Below are 17,246 nucleotides of genomic sequence, written 5' to 3'. Positions count from 1 at the left end.
CCCCGGTCAGGGCCGCGTGACCGTCGCCCCCGGCATCATGCCCACCGGGTCGTAGCGGACCGGAGCGCCGGGGTACGGGGCGTGGATGACCTGGCCGTTGCCGGCGTACATGCCGACATGGCTGGCGTCGCCGCGGTAGGTGACCAGATCGCCGGGGCGCGCCTGGGAGAGCGGGACCTGGCGGCCGGCGTAGCGCTGGGCCTGCGAGGTGCGCGGGAGGGAGACGCCGGCCTGGGCGTACGACCACTGCATGAGGCCCGAACAGTCGAAGCCGCTGGGCCCGTTGGCGCCCCACACGTACGGCTTGCCGAGCGCGGACTGCGCGGCGGCCACCGCGGCGGCGGCCCGCCCCGAGGGCGCCACCGCACCCGAGAGGTCGGGCATCTCGGCGCGGCCGGAGCGGGAGGCCCGGTCGTAGGCGGCGCGCTCGTCGGACGGCAGCGAGTTGAGCAGTTCGCGCGCCCGGGCGAGCTTCCGCTCGACCGTGCGCTTGTGGGAGGCGACGGCCTTACGGCTCTTCTCCAGTTCACCGAGCTTCAGGGCCGCCTCGCTGCGCTCCTGGGCGAGTTCGCGCATGGCCTCCTGGAGGTCCTTGAGCTCGCCCGCCTGGTGGGCGCTGATCCGGTCCAGGACGGCGGCCTTGTCGAGGTACTCGTCAGGCTCGTCGGAGAACAGCAGCGCGAGGGACGGGTCGAGGCCGCCGGAGCGGTACTGGGCACCGGCCAGCGAACCGAGCGCCTCCCGCATGGAGTTGATGCGCTCCTGCTGCCGGGCGATGCCGTCCTGCGCGGTGGAGACCTCCTCGCGCAGCGCGTCGGCGCGCTCGTCGGCCTTGTTGTAGGCCTCGGTGGCCTGCTCGGCCTGCTCGTAGAGGCGGTCCACCTCGGCCCGGGTGTCGTCGGACGGAGCGGCACTGGCCGGTACGGCGCCGAACGCGGCGGCCGCCGCGGACAGCACGCACAGGGCGGCACCGGCGCCCCGGTTGAACCCGGACGTCTGGACAAGGCGGCGATGGGACCCCACGGGAAGCCGCGCTCCTTCCACTGGCGGACAGGAAACGCGGCCGACAGTAGCCCCGCGGGAGGGGTGCCTCCAACGACCTCCGCGCGTACAAAACGTGACACCCCGCCTCTGACGCAGGTCATGGGCGGGGTGTGGGGTCAGCTGGAGTTGTCGCGATTCGCCCGTTCGGGCGGTGCGTCGTACTGCGTCAGATCCGCACGCCGAACTGGAACGGCATGTTGTTGATCGACTCGTACCGGACGACCGTGCCGGTGCGCGGGGCGTGCAGCACCATGCCGTTGCCCGCGTACAGCGCGACGTGGTGCAGGTCGCCGTAGAAGATGACCAGGTCGCCGACCCTGAGACCGCTCTCGGAGTAGATGCGGGTCCCGGCGTTGGCCTGGGCCTGCGAGGTGCGCGGGATGGTGATGCCGGCCTGCGCGTAGGCCCAGGAGGTCAGGCCCGAGCAGTCGTAGGAGGCGGTGCCGGTGGCGCCGTAGACGTACGGCTTGCCGAGCTGGGTCTGGGCGGCCTGGAAGGCGGCCTCGGCCCGGGCGGAGGCGGCGGGGGCGTCACCGAGGTCCACGCGCTCGGTGGCGGAGCGGCTGGCGCGGGCGTCGGCGGCGGCGAGGGCGGCCTTCTCGGCGGCGGTCAGCGTGTTGAGGAGCTTCTGCGCCTCGGCCAGCTTGCCCTGAACTGCCTTCTTCTGCTTGGCCAGTTCGGTGCGGGTGCTCGCGAGGTCCTGGAGCTTCTCGGAGGCCTCGGCGCGGTCCTGGGCCAGCTCGCGCTGCTTCTCCTGGATCTTCTTCAGCGCCTCGACCTGCTGGGAGCTGAGCTGGTCCGCGGTGGAGGCCTTGTCCAGGTAGTCGTCCGGGTTCGACGACAGGAAGAGCTGGAGCGAGGAGTCTATGGAGCCGGTGCGGTACTGCGCGGCGGCCGCAAGGCCCATGGAGTCCCGGAGTTCGTTCAGGTCGTCCTGGCCGCGGGCCACGTTGTCCTGGATGGTGGAGATCTCCTTCTGGAGCTTCTCCTGCTTCTCCTTGGCGCCGTTGAGCTTCTCGGTGGCCTGCTCGGCCTGCTCGTAGAGGGCGTCGACCTTCGCCTTGACCTCGTCCTTGCTCGGCTTCTCGCTCGGCGCGGCGTTGGCGGCATTGGCACTGAGGGCCACGGCGGCAGCGGCTGCGGTCGTGAGCACGGTCACGCGCGTACGGCTCGGCTGCTTGGGTCGACGGTGGGACGCCACGGAGGTGAACTCCTTCTTTTGAGTGATCACCCGCTCGGAGGTTCGAGAGGAGACCCTAGTGACCATCCCGTGATCAGTTCAAATCCTCAGGAGCAAAATCCTGTCACGCCATGCATTCTTTACACACAACTCACGTGCAGTGATGCGTGCTTGACACTACGTTGCGTGAGGATGCGGCCAATTCGGACCTACTGCGCCTTCCCGGGGGATAACCCCCGGACCCCCAGCAGAGAGACAGGTCGGACCACGCGACCGGCACGGACAGGCAGAGCGGCACCCACCTGCTCAGGCCAGGGCAGAACACCAGAACTCCCGCGTCAGGAAAGGCGCTTCAGAAGCACCGCAGAAGCGACCGGCCGCGCCCCTGCCTTGGCGATGCCGTCGGCGACCTCGCGGTCGGTCGAGGCGACGATCACCGGCCGCCCGGGCGGCTCGGCACGCACGAGTTGGCGGATCAGCTCGTCGGCGGTGACACCCGGCTTGGAGAACAGCACCCGCACCCCGCGCGGCGGCGCGAGCAGCACCGGCGCGGCCAGCTCGGCCCCGTCGAAGACGCAGGTCACCTCCGCCCCGGTCTGCGCGGCGAGCTGCGAGAGCTGCCCAAGGAGCCTCAGCCGCTGCTTCTCCAGCGGCATCTGCGGATAGCCGGTCTTCGTGACGTTGTAGCCGTCGACCACCAAGTGCGCCTGGGGCAGGGCGAGAAGCTGGTCGAGGATCGCCGGGTCGTTCTCGGACAGCGCCCGCGCGGCGATGTCCTTCGGGGTCATTCGTCCCGGTTCGACCGCGTCGACGGTCTCGGCGGGCCGTACGGACACGGGCGGCAACGCCAGTTCCCTGCGCAGTCCTTGGGCCGCGTCCAGCACGGTGTCCAGAAGCAGCCGCACGCGCATGTCCTCGACACTGCGCCCCTCCCGGGCCGCTCTGCGCGTGGCCTCCAGGGCGGCCTCCACCTCCCCGAGGCGTGACTTCAGGCGTCGGCTCTCGCTCTCGGCGGCGGACACCTGGGCCTGTCCGTCGGTGCGTACGGTCTCCATCTCCGCCTGGAGCTTGCGCAGCGCCGCCTCGCCGCGCTTGACGTCACTGAGTGCCGCCCGGAGCTTGCGGTGAAGCGATTCGGCTTCCTTCTTGGCCGATTCCAGCTCGGTGCGCAGCCGCTCGGTCTCGGCGCGCGTCTGGTCACGGGCCGCCGTGAGCTCCTCGCGCAGCCGCTCCAGCTCGGCACGGCTCTCCTCGCCGGCCCGCTCGGCGTCCGCCCGCTGGGCCTCCTCACCGGCCGCGGTGACCAGCTTGACCCAGCCGGTGGGCCGTAGAACATAGGCCGCGGCCGCCACGTCGAGCGGATCCGCGGCCGGGGGCGGCGCGCCGGAGTCGAGGGCGCCGGAGAGCTCCGGCTGGACCTCTCTGAACTTCTCCCCGATGCGCTGGCGGAACAGCGGATCGGTCTCCAGCGCGGCCGCCATCGCGTTGCCGGCGAACTTGGCCCGCCGGTTCGGGGCGAAGCGGGCGTACTGCCGCAGCTGGGCGGGCAGCTCGCCGACGGTCAGCCCGCCGAAGCCCTCCGAGACGATGTGCACGACCCTGCGCCGCACACCGTCGGGCAGCGGACGGTCGAGCACCTCGGCGGCGCCGTCGCCCGGCCCCCCGCCCGTGGTCTCCACCATCCGTCACACCCCATCACCTGTGGGGCCGCTCCGCTCAGGAGTCGGCGCCCGGCCTGTCCACGAGTTCCACCTGATCCACGGCGTTGCACCAGCGGCACCGCACCGACTCGATGGTCTCACTGACCACGTCGCGCTCCTCGACCTTCGGCTCTCCCGCCAGGTCGAGGTGGACGTACTCGACCACCTTCGACGAGCGGGTCACGTCGAAGCGCGTGAGGTTGCCGCAGAGGGTGCAGCGCCACCGCGTCGAGGCGGTCGGGAGGGGAACCGTCATCGTGACTGTGCTCTTTCCTACTAGCCATTGTCAGTGACACACCGGCGTCCCGGTGCGTGTGGCTCGTAACCCTAAGGCCTGGCGGGTACTCGCCGCTCGGGCGTCCTCAGGGCCTGCCCGCCGGATCATGCCGGCGCCGCGGGGTCTGGCAGATCAGGACGCACCGTACCTTGCAGCCGGCCTGATCCGCCGGACAGGCCCTGGCGGCGAGGCGGTCTGTTCGCTTGCGTCCCGTTACGTCATGCTCTGTGTTCATGATCAGCAACTGGAGGGTGACGGTCGGTGGAGCAAACAGGTCGCTGTGGGGGCCGGCACCGGTCACCTACGGCCTGATCGCCCTGTGCTGTCTGGTCTTCCTGGTCGGCCCCGCCTCGGGCCTCAATCCGGCGTACGGCACCGGCGACGCGCTGTCGGCCGCCCAGCGGGCCTACTTCCACCGCTGGGGCGTGGTCCCCGCGGAGCTCTTCGAGGACTCCCCCGGTGCCGCCCTGACCCCGGCCACCGCGCTGTTCGTGCACGGCAGCTGGGTGCATCTGCTGGGCAACATGCTCTTCCTCTATGTCTTCGGGGTCATGACCGAGGAACGGATGGGCCGACTGCAGTTCCTCCTCTTCTACGTCAGCTGCGGCTACCTCGCCCTGCTGGGCTACGCGGCCGCCAACGCCGACTCCGCCCAGTCCCTGGTCGGCGCGTCCGGGGCGATCTCCGCGGTGCTCGGAGCGTTCCTGTACCTGTTCCCCGGGGCCCGGGTGACCAGTCTCCTGCCATTCCTCTTCTTCCTCCCACTGCGCTTCCCCGCCTGGGTCGTCCTGCCCTTCTGGGCGGCGCTGCAATGGCTCGCGGCGGGCCGCGCCTCCGACGGTCCCGGGGTGGCCTATCTGGCCCACCTGGTGGGCTTCGGCCTGGGCCTGGTCTTCGCCTGGGTCCGTTTCGGCCGTACCACTAGAGTGAAGGGCGCCCCAGCTCCGTCCCCCGAGGGAGAGAACCAGCCGTGATCACCGCGATCGTCCTCATCAAGACCAGCGTGGACCGGATCCCCGAGATCGCGGAGCGGATCGCCGCGCTGGACTCCGTGAGCGAGGTCTTCTCCGTGACGGGCACGTACGACCTGATCGCCATGGTCCGGGTGAAGCAGCACGAGGACCTCGCCGAGGTGATCCCCGGCAGCATCAGCAAGATCCCGGGCGTGGAGGGCACGGACACCCACGTGGCGTTCCGCACGTACTCCCAGCACGACCTGGAAGCCGCGTTCGCGATCGGCCTCGACGGCTAGGGCCTGTCCGGCGGATCATGCCGGCGTCGCGGGGCCTGGCACGCACATCTGCACTGATCAGCACCGTCCCTTGCAGCCGGCCTGATCCGCCGGACAGGCCCTAGGAGCCGAGCGCGAGCACCGTGATGCCGTCGGCGGTCGCGACGTAGACGCGGCCGCCCCTGACGACCGGGGACTGGGTGCCGACGGACGCGCCGCCCTCGACGCGCCTCTGCCAGATCTGCTTGCCCTTGCGGTTGACGCCGTAGAGCGTCGAACCGCGCCGTGCGTAGAGGGTGTCGCCGAAGACCACCGGGTCGCTGTACTGGCTGCCCTCGTCGGTGAACCGGAAGGTCCACGCCGTCGAGCCGTCGGCGGGGTCCAGCGCGACGAGTTCGAAGTCGGACGCGGTCACGCCCAGGCCGCCGAAGGGCACGCAGGTGAAGTAGCGGCTGCCGTACACCTTGTCGTTGGACGAGTCCCACAGGAGCTTGCCCGCGCGGCTGAGGCCGTGCAGCATCTGCTCGCCGCCGGATCCGACCATCAGGGTGCCGTCGACCAGGGCGGGCCGCCCGGTGTCGAGGCCGGCCGGTGTCGCCCAGAGTCGCTTCCCGCTCTTCGCGTCCAGGGCCTGCACCTTGTCGCCGAAGGTGCCGACGTACACCACCCCGTCCGCCACCATGGGCTCGCTGGTCGGCGCCGGACCGGTCGGCGTGGACCAGCGCACGCTGCCGTCGGGGGCGTAGGCCCGCACCCCGCCCGCGGCCGAGCCGTCGCCGTAGGACACCAGGACCAGTCGTCCCGCGGTCACCAGGTACTGGCTGTTCGCGGCGAAGGCCTTGGTCCAGCGGACCTTGCCTCGCGGGCCGAGCGCGCACAGCTTGGAGGCGCCCTCCTGGTCGTCCTCCAGCAGGCAGTACACGCCGTCGGCGGTGGCGAGCGGGGACATGACCTCGGCGCCCAGCGCGGTCCGCCACACGGTCCGCCCGTCCAGGTCCAGGGCGTGCAGCGAGCCGTCCGCGCCGCCGACGTACACCCGCGTGCCGTCGGGCGAGACGGCGGCGCAGGGGCCGCGCCGTCCGCCGAGCCCCTCCACCGGGTACGTCCAGCCCACCTCGGCGGCCGCGGTCGAGCCGGTCGCTCCCTGCACGGCCTGTCCCGCGCCTCCGGAGGAATCCGACCCGTCCCGCAACAGCCACCAGCCCAGACCCCCGGCACCCATCGCCCCCGCGCCACCGACCCAGGCCGCGACGATCCGCCGCCGCGAGGGCTGCGGCGGGGCGGTGGCGGGGGCCGCGGGCACGTCCGTGACCGTCATGGGGGCCGCGTACTCCACCCCGCTGAGCCGTTCCTCCGACCCGTGCTCCGGCACCCAGCGCCCGCCGCCACCGACGACGGCCACGGTGGGCGTTCCACCGGAGAACCACCCCTCCCGCAGGCCTTCCCGCAGCGAGCCCAGGGTGTGTCCGACGGCCGCGACCAGCTCGGCGGGCCTCGGTCGCGCCCCGGGGTCGTCCCGCAGACAGGCCTCCACCAGCGGCAGCTGTTCCTTCGGTACGGCGGACAGGTCGACGTCCCCGGTCAGGATCCGCAGCAGGACGACCGAGTCCTGCCCTTCGCCGAAGGGTTCCTTGCCGCCGGACGCGTAGGCGAGGACCGCACCCAGGGAGAAGACGTCACTGGCCGGCACCACCTGGGCGCCGTTGCGGATCTGCTCGGGCGAGAGATAGCCGACGGACCCGACGACCACTCCGGTCCGGGTCAGGGCGGTGCCCTCCAGGGCCCGGACGATCCCGAAGTCGATGACCCGGGGGCCGTCCGGCGCGAGCAGGATGTTGGACGGTTTGAGGTCCCGGTGCACCAGGCCCTTGGCGTGGATCGCGGCGAGCGCCTCGGCGAGCGCGGCCGCCAGCAGCCGTACCGCGTCCGCGGGCAGCGGTCCCCGGTCGAGCACCGCGTCCCGCAGGTTGGGCCCCTGCACGAACTCGGTGGCCATCCAGGGCCGCGCGGCCTCGGTGTCCGCGTCCACGACCCGCGCGGTGTACGTCCCCGCTCCGCCGACGGTCTGCGCGGCCCGTACCTCGTGCCGGAACCGGGCACGGAAGGTGCGGTCCCCGGCGTGCTCGGCCCGTACGACCTTCACGGCCAGCCGCAGCCCGCCCCGCGCCTCGGCGAGGTACACCTCGCCCATCCCGCCGGACCCGAGTCTGCCCAGGACCTCGTACGGCCCGATGGTCCGCGGGTCCGTCTCGCGCAGCTCCTGCACCCCGTGCTCCCCCTGCCTCCGTACGGCTGCCGAGAGCGAGCGTATACGCGGGGCGGACGCCCGTACCTCAGACGGCCGGGACGCAGCGGCCGTCCTCGGTGCGGTACGTCCACTTCGCACCGTCCGCGACCAGTTCCTGCACGGCCTTCACGAACCGCTCGACGTGCTCGTCCGGCGTGCCCGCGCCGAAGCTCACCCGGATCGCGTTCAGGGACTTCTCGCCGGGCGCCGCCTCGGGGGCGCCGCACTCGCCCTGGGACTGCGGTTCGCTGCCGAGGAGGGTGCGGACGAGGGGGTGGGCGCAGAAGAGGCCGTCGCGGACGCCGATGCCGTACTCGGCGGAGAGCGCGGCGGCGAAGTGGGAGCTGTTCCAGCCCTCGACGACGAAGGAGATCACGCCGACGCGGGGGGCGTCGTCGCCGAAGAGCGACAGGACGCGGACCTCGGGGACGGTGGCGAGACCCTGGCGGACCTTCTCGATCAGGTGCTGCTCGCGGGCCACCAGGCTGTCGAAGCCGGCCTCGTTGAGGGCCTTGCAGGCGGAGGCGATCGAGTAGGCGCCGATGACGTTGGGGGACCCGGCCTCGTGGCGGGCGGCGCTCTCGTGCCACTCCACGTCCACGCCCCCGTCCTCGCGCCGGGTGACCTTGCGGCTGGCGCCGCCGCCCGCGAGGTAGGGGTCGGCGGCCTTCAGCCAGTCGGCACGGCCGGCCAGGACGCCGGAGCCGAAGGGGGCGTAGAGCTTGTGGCCGGAGAAGGCGACCCAGTCGACGTCGAGGTCACGGACGCTCAAGGGGTGGTGCGGGGCCAGCTGGGCCGCGTCCAGGACGATCCGGGCGCCGTGCGCGTGGGCGGCGGCGGCCAGCTCGCGGACCGGCCACAACTCGCCGGTGACGTTGGAGGCGCCGGTGACGCAGACCAGGGCCGGACCCTGGGAGTCCCGGCTGGCGAGGGCCTTCTCCAGCGTCTCGACGGCCTGGCGCGGGCTGCGCGGGGCGTCGAGGTAGGTGACGCGGGCGTCCTGCCAGGGCAGCAGGCTCGCGTGGTGCTCGGTCTCGAAGACGAAGACCTGGCAGTCGGCGGGGAGGGCGGCGGCGAGGAGGTTGAGCGAGTCGGTGGTCGACCGGGTGAAGATCAGCTGGTCGTCGTCCCGGCAGTCGAGGAACTCGGTGACGGTCTTACGGGCGTTCTCGAACAGGTCGGTCGACAGCTGGGAGAGGTAGCCGGCCCCGCGGTGGACGCTGCCGTAGTAGGGCGCGTAGGCCGCCACGTCGTCCCAGACGCGCTGGAGGGCGGGGGCGCTGGCCGCGTAGTCGAGGGCCGCGTAGGTGACCTCGCCGCCGGTGACGAGCGGGACGGTGACATCTCGCCCCAGAACGGGCAGCTGGGCACAAATGGTCTGGGCGGAGGCAGCGGTGGAGACAGACATGGGGGACTCCCGTGAAAAAAGAAAGGTGAAGGTGAGATGGGTGCGCGGAGGCGGGGCTCGGCGGCCCTATCGCATTCGCTTGCTCACGGAAGACTCCCTCGAACGACCAGGACCCCTGGTTTCGAGAGGGGCCCGCGCTTGCCGTGAACCTCGCTGCTCACGGCCTGGTCTTCACCCGGGGCACCCCGCCACGGACGGAGGGTTGCCGGACAGTCGGCCGGGGCCTCATGACTGTCACTCATGACCTGGTACAGGAACGTACGTGACGTGATCGCGGTCCCGCAACTCGTGTCCGAACTGCGGGACCGCGACCGCCTGCTATGCGTTGCTCGCGGCCACCCAGCGCTCCAGCGTCCGCTTCGCCGACCCGGAGTCGATCGACTCCGCGGCCTTGTCCATCCCGGCCCGCAGCTGCTCGGCCAGGGTCCCGACGCCCGGGTCCAACGCCACCAGCGCGGCCGCCGAGTTCAGGAGTACGGCGTCCCGCACGGGGCCCGTCTCGCCGTTCAGCAGGCGCAGTGCCACGTCGGCGTTGTAGGCGGGGTCAGCGCCCCGCAGCGCCTCCACGGGGACCAGCTCGATGCCGACGTCCCGTGGGTCGAAGCTCTCCTCGGTGACCTTGCCGTCCCGCACGACCCACACCCGGGACGTGGACGTCGTGGTCAGTTCGTCGAAACCGTCGTCGCCGCGGAAGACGAGGGAGGAGTTGCCCCGCTCGGCCAGGACACCGGCGATGAGCGGTGCCAGACGGGGGTCGGCGACTCCCACGGCCTGTGCCTTCACCTTCGCCGGGTTGGTCAGCGGACCGAGTGCGTTGAAGGTGGTCCGGATGCCCAACTGCCCTCGCGCGGCGGCCACATGACGCAGCGCCGGATGGAACTTGATCGCGAAGCAGAAGGTGATCCCGGCCTCCTCGGCCACCTCGGCCACCCGCTTCGGGGTCAGCTCCAGGTTGACGCCGAGCTTCTCCAGGACGTCCGAGGCGCCGGACGCGGAGGAGGCGGCCCGGTTGCCGTGCTTGACGACCTTCGCGCCGGTGCCGGCGATGACGATCGAGGACATCGTGGAGATGTTCACCGTCTTCGCGCCGTCGCCGCCGGTGCCGACGATGTCGACGGTCCGCCCCGGCACCTCGATCACGTTCGCGTGCTCGTACATAGTCCGTACGAGCCCGGTGATCTCCTCGACGGTCTCGCCCTTGGCCCGCAGCGCCACCGCGAACCCGGCGATCTGCGCGTCCGTCGCCTCACCGCGCATGATCAGGTCCATCGCCCACGCGGTGTCGTCGGCGGACAGGTCACGGCCGTCCAGCAGGCCGTTGAGCAGGGCGGGCCAGGAACGGCCCGCCGCGGTGTCGCCTCCAGCGGGGGTCACAGCGCTCATACGGCCGCTCCAGGTGTCGTAGCAGAGTGTGCTCACACCCTATCCAGCCCAGGCCACGGCAAAGGGCCCCGTCCGGTGTTCGGACGGAACCCTCCCGCCTCCGGCGCACGCGCCACATCAGACCCGAGCCCACACAGCCACCCCCGCCTCGACTACACCAGCACAGCGACAGACCCCACCCGGGCGCCGGACCGCCCTTCCACGACGCAGACGGCCGTGACACCGGACCCTGTCCAGCCTCCCCCACCGCACGGCAACAGCCCCCGACCTGCACTCCGCACGCACCCCTCCCCGCCTCGGGTACGGCCACGACACCCGACCCGCACCGTGACCGCGTACCGCACGACAAGCGTCCCCGGCCCGCATGCAGCACCTGCCCTTTCAGCCGCCGCACCCAGCCCCGCACAGCCTCCCCCACCGCACCCCTCCACCGTGGCCACGCACAGCACGGCAAGACGACCCCGGCCCGCATGCCCACACCCCGCCACCTCAAGTCCAGCCACCACACCCGCCCCCACAGCCTCCTTCGCTGCTCGGCGCAAGGCGAAGGGCCCGTCCGGTGTGTCGGACGGGCCCTTCTACCGCGCGTGGCGAGCGCAGCGATCAGTGGTGGCCGTGGCCGCTCGTGATCTCCCTGTACTCCTCGACGGTCGGCTTGGCGATCTGGGCTTCCTCGCCGTAGTACGCCTCGCTCAGCTTGGCGCGCAGCTTCTCGGAGCCCTTCACCTTGCGCTCGACGCCGTTCTCGTCGACCGTGGCGCCGATCGCGGCCGGCGCGTACTGCTCGTGCGCCGTGAGCGTGTGCAGTTGCTCCTGGCTGAGCGGCTCGTGCACCTCGATGAACTCACCGTGCGGCAGGCGCTTGATGATGCCGGACTCGCGGCCGTGCAGCACCTTGTCCTTGTCGCGGCGCTGGAGGCCGAGGCAGATCCGCTTGGTGGCGACGAACGCCAGGACCGGGGCGACGAAGAACGCGACCCGCACGAACCAGGTGATGGCGTTGATCGACAGGTGGAAGTGGGTGGCCCAGAGGTCGTTTCCACCACCGATCAGCAGCACCATGTACCAGGTGATCCACGCGACGCCGAAGGCGGTACGCGTCGGCGCGTTGCGCGGGCGGTCCAGGATGTGGTGCTCGCGCTTGTCGCCGGTGACCCAGGACTCGATGAACGGGTAGACGGCGATCGCGACCAGGACCAGCGGGAAGATGACCAGCGGGATGAACACGCCCAGGACGAGCGTGTGACCCCAGAAGTTGATCTCCCAGCCCGGCATGACACGGATCAGGCCCTCGGAGAAGCCCATGTACCAGTCCGGCTGGGCGCCCGTGGACACCTGGTCGGGACGGTAGGGGCCCATCGCCCAGATCGGGTTGATGGAGGCGATCGCCGCGATGGCCGCGATGACACCGAAGACCAGGAAGAAGAAGCCTCCGGCCTTGGCCATGTAGACCGGCAGCAGCGGCATGCCGACGACGTTGTTGTTCGTCTTTCCGGGGCCCGCGAACTGCGTGTGCTTGTGGTAGAAGACCAGGATCAGGTGGCCCACCACCAGGCCGAGCATGATGCCCGGCAGCAGCAGCACGTGGATCGAGTAGAAGCGGGCCACGAAGTCGCCGCCCGGGAACTCTCCGCCGAACAGGAAGAACGACAGGTACGTGCCGACGATCGGCACGGACAGGATCGCGCCCTCCATGAAGCGGACACCGGTGCCGGAGAGCAGGTCGTCCGGGAGCGAGTAACCGGTGAAGCCGGTGAACATGCCCAGGACGAACAGCAGGAAGCCGAACAGCCAGTTGACCTCACGCGGCTTGCGGAACGCGCCCGTGAAGAACACACGCATCATGTGCACGAACATGCCGGCGAGGAAGATCAGCGCCGCCCAGTGGTGGATCTGCCGGATCAGCAGACCACCGCGCACATCGAAGGAGATGTGCATGGTCGAGTTGAACGCCTCGGACATCAGCTGTCCCTGCAGCGGGACGTAGCTGCCGTGGTACTCCACCTCGTTCATCGACGGGTGGAAGAACAGCGTCAGATACACACCCGTGAGGATGATGATGATGAAGCTGTAGAGGCAGACCTCACCCAACATGAACGACCAGTGGTCGGGGAAGATCTTGCGCATGTTGGACTTGGCCAGGGAGTAGATCCCGAGCCGTCCGTCGGCCCAGTCGGCGACGCGCTCGCCGGCCGGTGCCTTGTCGCGCGAGCGCGACTCGGTGGTGGTCTCAGTGCTCATCCGCGCTCCCAGAATGCAGGGCCGACGGGCTCCTCGAAGTCGCCGAGCGCTTCAAGGTAGCCCTCGTCGTTCACGCCGATGCGCAGCTGCGGCAGGGCGTGACCGGCGGGGCCGAAGATCACCCGGGCACCGTCGGAGAGGTCGAAGGTGGACTGGTGGCAGGGGCAGAGCACGTGGTGCGTCTGCTGCTCGTACAGGGAGATCGGGCAACCGACGTGGGTGCAGATCTTCGAGTACGCGACGATGCCCTCGTGCGACCACTCGAGCTCGCGCTTGTCCTTGATGTTGTCCGGCTGGATCCGGACGATCATCAGGGCGGCCTTGGCGATCTCGGTCTGGAACTCCTCGTCGTGCTCCTCCAGGCCCTCGGGCCTAGCGAAGGTGAGGGAGCCGACCGCGACGTCGGAGGGACGCAGCGGCTGGTCGGTGTTCATGTTGACGAGCAGCAGCCCCTTGCGCCACATCGTGTGGCGGAGCTTGGTGCCCGGCAGCGGACCGAGGTCGCGCAGCAGCATGACGCCGGAGAGCGGGAACAGGGCCAGCGCGCCGAACATCGTGTTGCGGATCAGCTTGCGACGGCCGAGCGCCGACTCCTTGGCACCCTGCTTGAAGTCCGCGTGGACCTTCGCGCGGACCTCGGGGGACGCCTCGATCGGGTGACGCTCGTCGGCGATCTCCTCGTCGGACATCAGGGTGCGGGCCCAGTGGACCGCGCCCGCGCCGATCGCGAAGAGGGCGAGACCGAGAGTCAGGCCCAGCGCGAAGTTCAGCGCGTTGATGTGACCGATCGGGAAGACGTAGATCGACTTGTCGTGGGGGATGCCCACGTACGAGGCGATGAACCCGATCGTGGAGAGCATCGAGACCGTGAACAGCATGGCCACCGTGCGCTCGGACCGCCTGGCGGCCCGCTCGTCGATGTCCTGCACCCGGTGCTCGTGCGGCGGCAGACCGGGGTCGGCGAACGGGTTCTCCTCGTCCGCGACGCCTACCGCGCCGTGCGCGTCCTGCTCTGCGGGCAGGTTCTCTTCTGGAATGTCTTGGCTACTCATGACTTCTTGGCCTTTGCGGTCCGAGCGGCGACCCAGACGGCGACCGCGATCAGCGCGCCGAGGCCGAAGATCCAGGCGAACAGGCCCTCGGAGACCGGGCCGAGACCGCCCAGCTCAAGGCCGCCGGGGCTCACGGTGTCGTCGCCGTTGACCGCGTTCAGGTACGCGATGATGTCCTTCTTGTTCTGCTCCGACAGCGTGGTGTCGGGGAACGACGGCATGTTCTGCGGGCCGGTCTGCATGGCCTCGTAGATGTGCTTCGGGTCGACGCCCTCGAGGTCCGGCGCGAACTTGCCGTGCGTCAGCGCTCCACCCTTGCCGGTGAAGTTGTGGCACTGCGTGCAGTTGTCGCGGAACAGCTCGCCGCCCTTGGCGATGTCGGCACCGTCGGGGCCGTACTGCGCCTCGGTCGGGATGCTCGGACCGGCGCCCAGCGAGGAGATGTACGCGGCCAGCTGGTCGATCTCGGCCTGCGTGTAGATGACCTTCTTGCGCGGGACCTGCGCGCCCGGCTGCTGGGCCGGCATACGGCCGGTGCCGACCTGGAAGTCGACGGCCGCGGCGCCCACGCCCACGAGGCTCGGACCGTCGGAGGACCCCTGACCGCCGGTGCCGTGGCAACTGGCGCAGCCTACGGCGAAGAGCTTCTTGCCCTCGTCGATGGCCAGGGACTGGGCGGTTTCATCTGCCTGCGCCTTGCTCGCGGGCGCGAACACGGCGTACAGCCCCCCGGTGCATGCCAGCGCGAGGAGTAGGACGACGAGCGCCGCCAGCGGGTGGCGTCGTCGTGCGGAGAGCTTTTTCACGGATTACCCCGGTGTCAGGATCTTCTGCGTCGATGCTTGCGATGTCGGGAGCGGGCCCGGCTACTTGATCATGTAGATCGTGGCGAAGAGGCCGATCCAGACGACGTCGACGAAGTGCCAGTAGTAGGACACGACGATCGCCGCGGTCGCCTGCTCGTGGGTGAACCTCTTGGCCGCGTAGGTACGCCCGAGAACGAACAGGAACGCGATGAGGCCGCCCGTCACGTGCATGCCGTGGAAGCCGGTGGTCAGGTAGAACACCGAGCCGTACGGGTCGGAGGACAGGGAGAGCCCGTCCTTCTTCACCAGCTCCGTGTACTCGAAGATCTGACCGCCGATGAAGATCGCGCCCATGATGAAGGTGATGATGAACCAGCCCCGGAGCTTCTTCACGTCACCGCGCTCGGCGGCGAAGACGCCGAGCTGGCAGGTGAGCGAGGAGAGCACCAGGATCGTGGTGTTCGTCGCCGAGAACGGGAAGTTCAGGCTGGACGCCATTTCCTTCCAGTGGTCGGGACCCGTCACCGATCGCAGGGTGAAGTACATCGCGAAGAGGGCCGCGAAGAACATCAGCTCGGAACTCAGCCAGATGATGGTTCCGACGCTGGTGAGGTTCGGCCGGTTGACCGACGGGTGCGCGTGCCCGGTTTCTACTGTCGTTGCTGTCGCCACGACCGACATTATGTCGGTCGCTTATCCCGCCCTCACCCCGGGGGGTGCCGTTCGGAGTGTCTCCCTGTTCCAGACCGGTGTTGACGTGGTGTTCAAGGGAGTAGCATCCGGGCCAACGGGCCTGTCCTTACGACGCTGACGTCACGGAGGAACAATGCAGCCGACCGCCACGGTGCTGGTCTACAGCGACGATTCCAACACCCGCGAGCAAGTTCGGCTGGCGACCGGGCGTCGGCCCGCTCCCGATGTCCCCGTGGTGGAGTTCGTGGAGTGCGCTACTCCGGCGGCCGTGCTGAAGGAGCTGGACAGGGGCGGGATCGACGTCTGTGTCCTTGACGGCGAGGCCGTGCCCATGGGGGGCATGGGGCTGTGCCGACAGATCAAGGACGAGGTGTTCAACTGTCCGCCGGTGCTGTTGCTGATCGGGCGGCCGCAGGATGCGTGGCTGGCGACGTGGAGCCGGGCCGAGGGTGCGGTGACGCATCCGGTGGATCCGGTGGAGTTCGCTTCCGCGCTGGCTTCTTTGTTGCGGGATCGGAAGGCCTTGAGCGCCTAGGGGCTCGGTTCTGCGGTTCGCGGGCGGCTGCGGGTCCGTTGTGGCTGGTCGCGCAGTTCCCCGCGCCCCTGAGCAGGTCACACTGACGTGGGTCGCAGCCTTGCCGTCTGATCTGCGCTCGGGGCGTCCGGGGTGCCGGCCACCAGGGCACTGCCGTCGCGCCATTTCTTCCAGTCGAGGTTCCAGTCGCCGAAGCCGTTGCCGAAGGGCTCCATGGTGTTGCCGTCGGAGTTGACGACCTTCACCACGTCGCCCTCGTGGACCGTCTCGAAGAACCACTCGGCGTTCGCGGTGCTCATGCCGGTGCAGCCGTGGCTGACGTTGGCGTAGCCCTGGGAGCCGACCGACCAGGGGGCGGCGTGGACGTACTCGCCGCTCCAGGTGACGCGGGTGGCGTAGTAGACCGGGAGGTCGTACGACTCCGAGGAGCCCTCGGCGATGCCGATGCTGGTGCCGCGCATACGTACGAAGTACTCCTTGCCCAGCACGACCTTGACACCGTTGCGGGTGTCGAAGCCGGGCTTGCCGGTGGTGACCGGGAGTTTCTTGATGACCTCGTTGTTCTTGTAGACCGTCATCGAGTGGGACGAGGCGTCCGTCACGGCGATGATGCGGTCGCCGGTGGTCAGCTTCAGGGGCTTGCCCTTGCCGCCCCAGAGCCGGTCGCCGATCTTGATTCCCTCCAGGTCGCTGCGGACCTGGATCGTGGCGTGGGCGGGCCAGTACTCCTTGGGGCGGTAGTGGAGCTCCTTGTCGTCCACCCAGTGCCAGGCGCCCGGTACGGCGGGCGTGGAGTCGACCCTGAGGGCGCGCTCGACGACGGCCCGCTGGGCCTTGTCCTTGACGGGTCTGTCCAGCTTGGCGGTGATGGGCTGGCCGACGCCGTAGGTGCCCGACTTGGGGCCGAAGGTGACGTTCAGGCGCTTCTTGCCGAGGGGCTTGCTGGTGTCGAAGTCGAGGACCTTGCGGCCGGGTGCCCCGTCCTCGTCCTCGGTGCTCACCCGGACCGTGTAGTGGGCGTTTGCGGCCAGCGCGGAGGTGCTGCGCCAGCGGGTGCCGTCGGCGGAGAGTTCGCCCGCCACATGGCGGCCCGTGGCGTCCGTGGCGGTGACGTCGGTGATACGGCCGTCGTCGTCCTCGGCGGTGACCTCCAGGGGCTTGTCCGGGTCGACCTTCTTCCCGTCGCCCGAGGGGGCGTTGAAGGCGATCTGGTCCGCCGCGTCGTACGGCGTGGCCGCCAGCGGGTTCCCGTCAGACCCGCAGGCTGAGGTGCTTATGCCGAAGGCGATCACCAGCATCGTGCAGCTGACGACGGTGCGGGTTCGCGGTGTGTGGTTCATGACTTCACGCTAGGAAGCGAAGTCAACTGCGGCACGCCGGGTGACTCGTACGAGTGATCACTCTTGCGG

15 protein-coding genes and 1 riboswitch are annotated in these 17,246 nt (G+C 70.0%); of the genes, 3 read left to right on the top strand and 12 right to left on the bottom strand.

The window, feature by feature from the left end; translation table 11 throughout:
* Nucleotides 1-6 precede the first annotated feature (6 nt).
* The 4 genes from AB0D34_RS16220 to AB0D34_RS16205 form a co-directional block, all read right to left on the bottom strand.
* Nucleotides 7-1,023 (bottom strand): NlpC/P60 family protein, encoded by a 1,017-nt coding sequence (locus AB0D34_RS16220; protein ID WP_362661948.1) that lies wholly within the window; start codon nucleotides 1,021-1,023, stop codon nucleotides 7-9.
* 187 nt (nucleotides 1,024-1,210) lie between these two features.
* Nucleotides 1,211-2,245 carry an NlpC/P60 family protein gene (locus AB0D34_RS16215; RefSeq protein ID WP_362661946.1) on the bottom strand — a complete coding sequence of 345 codons (1,035 nt, stop codon included), beginning with the start codon at nucleotides 2,243-2,245 and terminating at the stop codon, nucleotides 1,211-1,213.
* A gap of 317 nt (nucleotides 2,246-2,562) precedes the next feature.
* Entirely contained in the window at nucleotides 2,563-3,906 is a 1,344-nt protein-coding gene (locus tag AB0D34_RS16210; protein WP_362661945.1) for an NYN domain-containing protein, read from the bottom strand.
* Between the two features lie 34 nt (nucleotides 3,907-3,940).
* Nucleotides 3,941-4,180: a hypothetical protein gene (locus AB0D34_RS16205; RefSeq protein ID WP_108013339.1), complete on the bottom strand. Its 240-nt coding sequence runs from the start codon at nucleotides 4,178-4,180 to the stop codon at nucleotides 3,941-3,943.
* Between the two features lie 254 nt (nucleotides 4,181-4,434).
* Between AB0D34_RS16205 and AB0D34_RS16200 the strand changes: the two genes are divergently transcribed.
* Complete coding sequence (locus tag AB0D34_RS16200) at nucleotides 4,435-5,175, top strand: rhomboid family intramembrane serine protease (RefSeq protein WP_362661943.1); 741 nt, start codon at nucleotides 4,435-4,437, stop codon at nucleotides 5,173-5,175.
* Nucleotides 5,172-5,453 (top strand): Lrp/AsnC ligand binding domain-containing protein, encoded by a 282-nt coding sequence (locus tag AB0D34_RS16195; protein ID WP_306982661.1) that lies wholly within the window; start codon nucleotides 5,172-5,174, stop codon nucleotides 5,451-5,453. The genes AB0D34_RS16200 and AB0D34_RS16195 overlap by 4 nt, the downstream gene beginning before the upstream one ends.
* A 100-nt stretch (nucleotides 5,454-5,553) precedes the next feature.
* Here AB0D34_RS16195 and AB0D34_RS16190 read toward each other — a convergent pair whose 3' ends face one another.
* From AB0D34_RS16190 to AB0D34_RS16160, 7 genes are all read right to left on the bottom strand, one after another.
* Nucleotides 5,554-7,698: a serine/threonine-protein kinase gene (locus AB0D34_RS16190; protein WP_362661941.1), complete on the bottom strand. Its 2,145-nt coding sequence runs from the start codon at nucleotides 7,696-7,698 to the stop codon at nucleotides 5,554-5,556.
* 67 nt (nucleotides 7,699-7,765) lie between these two features.
* Nucleotides 7,766-9,127, bottom strand: a complete 1,362-nt coding sequence (locus AB0D34_RS16185) for an aminotransferase class V-fold PLP-dependent enzyme (protein ID WP_362661939.1) — start codon at nucleotides 9,125-9,127, stop codon at nucleotides 7,766-7,768.
* A 129-nt stretch (nucleotides 9,128-9,256) separates the two neighbouring features.
* Nucleotides 9,257-9,373: riboswitch (SAM riboswitch) on the bottom strand.
* A gap of 72 nt (nucleotides 9,374-9,445) precedes the next feature.
* Nucleotides 9,446-10,510: an anthranilate phosphoribosyltransferase gene (gene trpD / locus AB0D34_RS16180; RefSeq protein ID WP_362661937.1), complete on the bottom strand. Its 1,065-nt coding sequence runs from the start codon at nucleotides 10,508-10,510 to the stop codon at nucleotides 9,446-9,448.
* Nucleotides 10,511-11,113: 603 nt separating this feature from the next.
* Nucleotides 11,114-12,751: a cytochrome bc complex cytochrome b subunit gene (locus AB0D34_RS16175; RefSeq protein WP_362661935.1), complete on the bottom strand. Its 1,638-nt coding sequence runs from the start codon at nucleotides 12,749-12,751 to the stop codon at nucleotides 11,114-11,116.
* Nucleotides 12,748-13,803 (bottom strand): Rieske 2Fe-2S domain-containing protein, encoded by a 1,056-nt coding sequence (locus AB0D34_RS16170; protein ID WP_362661933.1) that lies wholly within the window; start codon nucleotides 13,801-13,803, stop codon nucleotides 12,748-12,750. Before AB0D34_RS16170 ends, AB0D34_RS16175 begins: the two co-directional genes overlap by 4 nt.
* Nucleotides 13,800-14,609: a c-type cytochrome gene (locus AB0D34_RS16165; protein ID WP_362661931.1), complete on the bottom strand. Its 810-nt coding sequence runs from the start codon at nucleotides 14,607-14,609 to the stop codon at nucleotides 13,800-13,802. The genes AB0D34_RS16170 and AB0D34_RS16165 overlap by 4 nt, the downstream gene beginning before the upstream one ends.
* 60 nt (nucleotides 14,610-14,669) lie before the next feature.
* The gene (locus tag AB0D34_RS16160) at nucleotides 14,670-15,290 is read right to left on the bottom strand and encodes a heme-copper oxidase subunit III (protein ID WP_266565888.1); all 621 of its coding nucleotides are present in this window, start codon (nucleotides 15,288-15,290) and stop codon (nucleotides 14,670-14,672) included.
* 145 nt (nucleotides 15,291-15,435) lie between these two features.
* Here AB0D34_RS16160 and AB0D34_RS16155 point away from each other — a divergent pair, with 145 nt between their 5' ends.
* Nucleotides 15,436-15,837 (top strand): response regulator transcription factor, encoded by a 402-nt coding sequence (locus AB0D34_RS16155; protein WP_123760214.1) that lies wholly within the window; start codon nucleotides 15,436-15,438, stop codon nucleotides 15,835-15,837.
* Between the two features lie 77 nt (nucleotides 15,838-15,914).
* Here the strand turns inward: AB0D34_RS16155 and AB0D34_RS16150 are convergent, their stop codons facing one another.
* On the bottom strand, nucleotides 15,915-17,177 hold the full coding sequence (locus AB0D34_RS16150) for an Ig-like domain-containing protein (RefSeq protein ID WP_362661929.1): 1,263 nt from the start codon (nucleotides 17,175-17,177) through the stop codon (nucleotides 15,915-15,917).
* Between the last annotated feature and the right edge of the window lie 69 nt (nucleotides 17,178-17,246).

The sequence above is a fragment of the Streptomyces sp. NPDC048420 genome (assembly GCF_040651535.1).
GTDB lineage: Bacteria > Actinomycetota > Actinomycetes > Streptomycetales > Streptomycetaceae > Streptomyces.
This window is presented reverse-complemented; position numbering and strand designations above follow the sequence as displayed.

Coding starts and splice junctions, on each gene's coding strand:
- AB0D34_RS16170 (WP_362661933.1), bottom strand. CDS start 13,803: ATGAGTAGCCAAGACATTCCAGAAGAGAACCTGCCCGCAGAGCAGGAC.
- AB0D34_RS16200 (WP_362661943.1), top strand. CDS start 4,435: ATGATCAGCAACTGGAGGGTGACGGTCGGTGGAGCAAACAGGTCGCTG.
- AB0D34_RS16150 (WP_362661929.1), bottom strand. CDS start 17,177: ATGAACCACACACCGCGAACCCGCACCGTCGTCAGCTGCACGATGCTG.
- AB0D34_RS16205 (WP_108013339.1), bottom strand. CDS start 4,180: ATGACGGTTCCCCTCCCGACCGCCTCGACGCGGTGGCGCTGCACCCTC.
- AB0D34_RS16155 (WP_123760214.1), top strand. CDS start 15,436: ATGCAGCCGACCGCCACGGTGCTGGTCTACAGCGACGATTCCAACACC.
- trpD (WP_362661937.1), bottom strand. CDS start 10,510: ATGAGCGCTGTGACCCCCGCTGGAGGCGACACCGCGGCGGGCCGTTCC.
- AB0D34_RS16160 (WP_266565888.1), bottom strand. CDS start 15,290: ATGTCGGTCGTGGCGACAGCAACGACAGTAGAAACCGGGCACGCGCAC.
- AB0D34_RS16175 (WP_362661935.1), bottom strand. CDS start 12,751: ATGAGCACTGAGACCACCACCGAGTCGCGCTCGCGCGACAAGGCACCG.
- AB0D34_RS16210 (WP_362661945.1), bottom strand. CDS start 3,906: ATGGTGGAGACCACGGGCGGGGGGCCGGGCGACGGCGCCGCCGAGGTG.
- AB0D34_RS16185 (WP_362661939.1), bottom strand. CDS start 9,127: ATGTCTGTCTCCACCGCTGCCTCCGCCCAGACCATTTGTGCCCAGCTG.